Source organism: Roseateles sp. FW301-B2 (genome assembly GCF_058788955.1).
In genome coordinates this window covers 47,168-53,457 of the sequence record NZ_JBYTBE010000035.1, presented here as the reverse complement: position 1 = coordinate 53,457, position 6,290 = coordinate 47,168, and the positions used below count along the sequence as shown (strand labels likewise).

7 protein-coding genes are annotated in these 6,290 nt (G+C 69.5%); all 7 read left to right on the top strand.

Translation table 11 applies throughout. The features are described 5' to 3' along the window. On the top strand, positions 1-595 hold a 595-nt coding region (locus tag AC3WQY_RS20170), incomplete at its 5' end, for a FliH/SctL family protein (protein ID WP_492710321.1). Further along, a complete protein-coding gene (gene fliI / locus AC3WQY_RS20165; RefSeq protein ID WP_492710320.1) occupies positions 592-2,019 on the top strand; it encodes a flagellar protein export ATPase FliI in 1,428 nt (475 codons plus the stop codon). The genes AC3WQY_RS20170 and fliI, both read left to right, overlap by 4 nt. 79 nt (positions 2,020-2,098) lie before the next feature. Further along, positions 2,099-2,569, top strand: coding sequence for a flagellar export protein FliJ (gene fliJ / locus AC3WQY_RS20160; protein ID WP_285231362.1), 471 nt, complete (start codon positions 2,099-2,101; stop codon positions 2,567-2,569). Between the two features lie 31 nt (positions 2,570-2,600). Then, complete coding sequence (locus AC3WQY_RS20155) at positions 2,601-4,040, top strand: flagellar hook-length control protein FliK (protein WP_492710318.1); 1,440 nt, start codon at positions 2,601-2,603, stop codon at positions 4,038-4,040. Between the two features lie 148 nt (positions 4,041-4,188). Continuing rightward, positions 4,189-4,785 carry a flagellar basal body-associated FliL family protein gene (locus AC3WQY_RS20150; protein ID WP_492710316.1) on the top strand — a complete coding sequence of 199 codons (597 nt, stop codon included), beginning with the start codon at positions 4,189-4,191 and terminating at the stop codon, positions 4,783-4,785. Positions 4,786-4,810: 25 nt separating this feature from the next. Beyond that, on the top strand, positions 4,811-5,815 hold the full coding sequence (fliM, locus tag AC3WQY_RS20145; RefSeq protein WP_285231359.1) for a flagellar motor switch protein FliM: 1,005 nt from the start codon (positions 4,811-4,813) through the stop codon (positions 5,813-5,815). Further along, the gene (gene fliN, locus AC3WQY_RS20140) at positions 5,805-6,242 is read left to right on the top strand and encodes a flagellar motor switch protein FliN (RefSeq protein WP_285231358.1); all 438 of its coding nucleotides are present in this window, start codon (positions 5,805-5,807) and stop codon (positions 6,240-6,242) included. Before fliM ends, fliN begins: the two co-directional genes overlap by 11 nt. The last annotated feature ends 48 nt before the right edge of the window (positions 6,243-6,290 follow it).

Here is a 6,290-nt window from a genome sequence, read left to right as displayed (position 1 = left end):
GCCACCGCCCCCGCCGCCCGAACCCACCACCGACGAGCTGGTGCATGCGGCGCGCCAATCCGGCTACCAGGACGGCTACCGCGACGGCATGGCCGCGCTGGATGCCTTCAAGCACAGTTTTGCCCAGCAGATGAGCGCCCAGATCGGCGCCCTGGTGAGGAGCTTCGACGAGGATTTCCAGGCCCTCGAGCATGAGATGGCCCAGGCCATGACGCGCTGCGCGATGGAGCTGGCGCGCCAGGTGGTGCGCAGCGAGATCACGCAGCGCCCCGAACACATTGCCAAGGTGGCGCACGACGCGGTGGAGGCCTTGCTGGTCTCGGCCCGCCATGTGCGCGTGCGCGTCAACCCGGCCGACCTGCCCCTGGTGCTGGAAGGCGCCGGCGAGGAGCTGCGCGCCCGCGAGGCCCAGGTGCTGCCCGACCCCAGCCTGCCGCGCGGCGGCGTCAGGGTCGATTCCGACATCAGCAGCGTCGACGCCACGCTGGCGCTGCGCTGGCAGCAGGTGATGGCCGCACTGGGCCAGGCCTCGCTGTGGGAAGACCGCCGCGGCAGCGACGGCGAGCCGCTCAGCGACACGGGCGAGGCGCCATGAACCCGGAGCGTGGCCAGCGCTGGGGCCAGTACCTGGAAGACCTGCAGGCCTTTGCCGCCACCCCCGTGCCGCTGGAATCGCAAGGCAAGCTGGTGCGCGTGGCCGGCCTGGTGCTGGAAGCCACCGGCGTGAAGGTGCCGGTGGGCTCGGTGTGCCAGATCCACATGCCCAGCTCGAGCAGCAACCCGCGCCGCGGCGAGCGGCCGGTGAATGCCGAGGTGGTGGGCTTCTCGGGCGACCGCGCCTACCTGATGCCCACCGACGAGGTGCAGGGCCTCTCCAGCGGCGCCATGGTGGTGCCGCGCCCCGCCGCCCTGCACGGGCCGGTGCTGGGCGAGGAGCGCCACCCCTGGCGGCGCGACGAGGACCGCGGCCTGCACCTGCCGATGGGCGAGGGCCTGCTGGGCCGGGTGGTCGACTCGCATGGCCATCCGCTCGATCGGCGCGGGCCGCTGGAAAACGTGCGCCCCGAACCGATGGTGCGCCGCCCCATCAACGCGATGGACCGCGACCCGGTGCGCACCCCGCTGGACACCGGCGTGCGCTCCATCAACGCCATGCTCACGGTGGGCCGCGGCCAGCGCCTGGGCCTGTTCGCCGGCACCGGCGTGGGCAAGTCGGTGCTGCTGGGCATGATGGCGCGCTACACCCAGGCCGACGTGATCGTGGTGGGCCTGATCGGCGAACGCGGCCGCGAGGTCAAGGAATTCATCGAGGACATCATCGGCGAGGAGGGCCTGGCCCGCTCGGTGGTGGTGGCCGCGCCCGCCGATGCGCCGCCGCTGGTGCGCATGCAGGGCGCCACCTATGCCACCGCGATCGCCGAGCATTTCCGCGATCAAGGCCTGCATGTGCTGCTGCTGATGGACTCGCTGACCCGCTACGCGATGGCGCAGCGCGAGATCGCGCTGGCGATCGGCGAGCCGCCCGCCACCAAGGGCTATCCGCCCTCCTGTTTCGCCAAGCTGCCGCAGCTGGTGGAGCGCAGCGGCAACGGCCTGCATGGCGAGGGCTCGATCACCGCCTTTTACACCGTGCTGTCGGAGGGCGACGACCAGCAGGACCCGATCGCCGACGCCGCGCGCGGCATCCTGGACGGCCACATCGTGCTCTCGCGCGAACTCGCCGAGGCCGGCCATTACCCCGCCATCGACATCGAGCGCTCGATCTCGCGCGTGATGACCAATGTGGCCGACAAGTCCCATGTGGAAGCGGCGCGGCGCTTCCGCCAGCTGCTCGCCAAATACAACAAGGCGCGCGATCTGATCCAGCTGGGCGCCTATGTGCCCGGCCACGACCACGAGCTCGACCTGGCGGTGCGCCTGCACCCCGAGATGCTGCAGCTGCTGCAGCAGGACATGCACACCCCGGCCGCCCTGAACCAGAGCATCACCCATCTGCGTGCGGTGGTTCACGAAGCCTAGGGTCTGGAAAAGCGCGGGCTTTTCCAGCCCTTATCCCCGGACCCCCAGCTGCCGATAAACCAGAAACTGGGGGAACCTTATGAGCACGAGCAATCTTCAAGCCCTGACCCTGCTGCTGGACCGCGCCGTTTCCGAGCGCGACGAGGCCTTGCGTGCCCTGCGCGATGCCCAGAACCAGGCCGAGCAGGCGCGCAACCAGCATGGCCAGCTGGCGCAGTACCGCAACGATTACCAGCAGCGCTGGACCCAGACCTTTGCCCAGCGCACCACGGTCGACATCCTGGGCTGCTACCAGACCTTCGGCCTGCGCCTGGACCAGGCGATCAACCAGCAGGACCAGGTCAGCAGCTACGCCGAACAGCGCCAGGAGCTGGCGCGCAACCGCCTCGCCGATTGCGAGCTGCGCGTGGCCTCGATCCGCAAGCTGATCGAACGCCGGCGCCAGGAAGGCCTGCGCGTCGCCCTGCGCCAGGAACAGAAAGCCACCGACGAACAGGCGGCACGTGCCGCCCTGGCCGGCTTTGGCGCCTACGCCCGCGTGAGCGCCTGAACCGGCCAGCACGAGCCAGCGAGAGATTCCCATGCACACGAACAAGTCCGCCGCGCTGAGCAACACGCTCACCAATCTCTTGCCGGGCAGCGCCGCAGGCAAGCAGCGCAGCGTGGGCACGGAGCTGGGCGCCAGCTTCGCCACCTTGTTCAAGAGCAGCCGCGAGCAAACGCCCGCCGCGCCGCCCAAGGCGGCCAGCCCTGCACCCGCGCCGGCATCCGCACCTGCTCCGGCGCCCGCGCCGAGTGCCACCGCTGCCAAGCCGGCTGCGCCCAAGCCCGGCGCCACGCGCCAACAGGGCCCGGACGCCGAGCACACGCAGGACCGTAACGCCGAGGACGCCACCGCACCGGCCGCCGAGAGCAAGGCGCGCGCGAGCACCAAGCATGCAGCCGCCAAGCAGGCGCCCGACACGAACACTGCCGAGGCGGGCCAGCGCGCCCAGGCGGACGCCGCCGACGTGGCCATGGATGCCCGCTGCACCGACCCCACCGAGCTGGGCGATGAGGCGGGCACCGACAAGGCCGAGGCGGACGGCGAAGACCAGTCAGGCGCCGCCATCGCGGCCGGCGCACAGCCGCCGCAGGCCGCTGCCGCGGCCCTGCCCCAACTCAGCGCCGAGCAGCTCGCTGCCCAGTTGCAGGCCGCCACGCGCCGGCCCGAGTCCGACGAGCCCACCGCTGCCGGTTCCGAGGAAGGCGCCGTGAGCGGCGGCGAACACCGGATCGAACACGCGCACGCTCGCCCGGGCGCGCCAGAGCTGGCCGCTGCCGACGCGGCCACCGCCGGCGCGGACCCGGCTGCGGCCCAGAGCGCGGCCACGGCGGCCGGCCCGGCCAACCCGCTCGCGCGACCCGAACTTGCGGGCCTGCAGGCCGCCGGCGCCGAGGCCTCGGCCGCGCCGCTCAAGCCAGCGGACACCGAAGGCCATGGCGCGCTCAGCTTCCAGCAGATGCTGGGTCAGGCCAGCCAGACCCAGGCCAACGCCGCGGCCAGCCCCGGCGGCGCGGCCGCCGACACCCGCATGCTGCCGATCCGGCAGGAGCTGCACAGCCCCGGCTTCGCGCCCGCGATGGGTGCGCAGCTGAGCCTGCTGGCCAGCGAGGGCGTGCAGAGCGCCCAGCTGCTGCTGAACCCGGCCGAGATGGGCCCGGTGGCGGTGCAGATCGTGCTCGACGGCCAGCAGGCCCAGATCTCCTTCCACAGCGACCAGGCGGAGACGCGCGCCGTGCTCGAGCGCAGCCTGCCCGACCTGGCGGCGGCGCTGCGCGAGAACGGCCTCACGCTGAGCGGTGGCGGCGTGTTCCAGCAGGACGCCGGCACGCGCCAGCAACAGCAGGCCGACGCCGCCGCGCAGGCGCGTGGCCAGGCGCGCGGCCATCTGAACAGCGGCATGGGCGAGCCTGAGCCCCTGCCGGCAGCACCGCGCCGCGCTGCCGTCGCGCGCGGCGTGCTCGACACCTACGCCTGAGCGCGCCATGCGCAGCGGGCCGAAAGTCCCAGCGCTTTGCCTGCCTTATCGCAGCATGGCCGGGAGCGCATTTTTTGATAATGGGGCGAACTGGGCCCGTCCGGGTGCGTACCGCGCGCCGCCGGGTCTGTCCGTCTAAGGAGTCCTCATGGCCACAGCGCCCGCCGCAGCCGATGCCGCACCCAAGGGTGGCGGCAAGAAAAAGCTCGTCATCATCATCGCCGCCGTCCTGCTGGTGGTGGTGCTGGGCGGGGGCGCCGCACTGTTGCTGATGAAGAAGAAGCAGCATGCCAGCGACGAGGAAGGTGCCGACGCCGAACCCACGGCCGAAACCACCAGCCATGCCAAGCCCAAGCCCGGCACGCCGCCCACCTATGTGCCGCTGGACCCCTTCACGGTGAACCTGGCCGACAAGGAGGTGGACCGCTTCGCCCAGATCGGCATCAGCCTGGAGGTGCCGGACCCGAAGACGGCCGACACCATCAAGGCCTACCTGCCTGCCATCCGCAGCAACATCCTGATGGTGCTGGCGCACAAGACCTCGGCCGAACTGCTCACGCGCGAAGGCAAGGAGCAGCTGGCCAAGGACATCATGCGCGAGTCGGTGCGCCCGATGGGGATTGAGCTGGACCCGGACGAAGAGGAAGATACGTCCGGTGGCAAGGCGAAGCCGAAGAAAAAGAAGAAGGCCAAGGTCGACAGCCCGGTGACCCAGGTCCTGTTCTCGACCTTCATCGTTCAATGAGGCGGCACCCATCTGCTGACGCGCCATGAACCAGCAAATACTCTCGCAAGACGAAGTTGATGCACTGCTGCAGGGCATCACCGGTGAGAGCCAGAAGCTCGAAGCCGAGGAGGTCCAGCAAGGGGGCATCCGCGACTACAACCTGGCCAGCCAGGAACGCATCGTGCGTGGGCGCATGCCCACGATGGAGATCATCAACGAGCGTTTTGCCCGCAACATCCGCATCGGCCTGTTCAACTTCATCCGCAAGAGCCCGGAAGTCGCGATCGGCGGCATCAAGGTGCAGAAGTACAGCGCCTTCCTGCGCGAGATCGTCGTGCCGACGAACTTCAACATCGTCTCGGTCAAGCCGCTGCGCGGCTCGGGGCTGATCGTCTGCGACCCGACGCTCGTGTTCGCGGTGATCGATTCGCTGTTCGGCGGCATCGGCAAGTTCCATGCACGCATCGAGGGCCGCGATTTCTCGCCCACCGAGCAGCGCGTCATCACGCGCCTGGTGGAGGTGATCACCACCGAATACCAGAAGGCCTGGAAGGGCATCTACCCCCTGGAGCTGGAATACCAGCGCTCGGAGATGCAGCCGCAGTTCGCCAATATCGCCACGCCCAGCGAGATCGTGGTCTCGACCTCGTTCACGCTGGAGATCGGCGAGACCAGCGGCACGGTCTACTTCTGCATCCCCTACTCCACGCTGGAGCCGATCCGCGACGTGCTGTACTCGACCACGCAGGGCGACTCCACCGAGCCGGACCGCCGCTGGGTGAATCTGCTCAAGCACCAGATCCAGTCGGCCGAGGTCGAGCTGGTGGCCGAGCTCGGCACCGCGCCGGCCACGGTGGAGCAGCTGCTGTCCTTCAAGCCGGGCGACTTCATCGAGCTCGACCTGGAGCAGATGATCAAGGCCAAGGTCGATGGCGTGCCGGTGTTCGACTGCCATTACGGCACCTCCAACAACAAATACGCCATCAAGATTGAACAAATGCTGACCGGCCCCGAGACCGGTTGGCTGGGAGCGCGCAATGCCACCTGATAGCCCGAGCCAGGACGAACAAGACGCGATGGCGGCCGAATGGGCCGCCGCACTTGCCGAGGCCAAGCAGCCCGAGATCGCCGACGAGGTGCAGGCCGCGCCCGAGCAGGTGGCGCCGGCCAGCTTCACCAATTTCTCGCCCACCCCGGGCAATATGCCGGGCAGCGACATCAACATGATCCTGGACATCCCGGTCCAGCTGACGGTGGAACTGGGGCGCACGCGCATCCCGATCAAGAACATCCTGCAACTGGCCCAGGGCTCGGTGGTCGAGCTCGACGCGCTGGCCGGCGAGCCCATGGACGTGCTGGTGAACGGCTACCTGATCGCCCAGGGCGAGGTGGTGGTGGTGAACGACAAATTCGGTATCCGCCTGACCGACATCGTCACCCCCTCGGAGCGCATGCGACGGCTGTCGAAGGCCTGAGTCCCCCTTGAAGAGGCCAGCAAGGCCTCTTTTTCATTTGACCCAGCC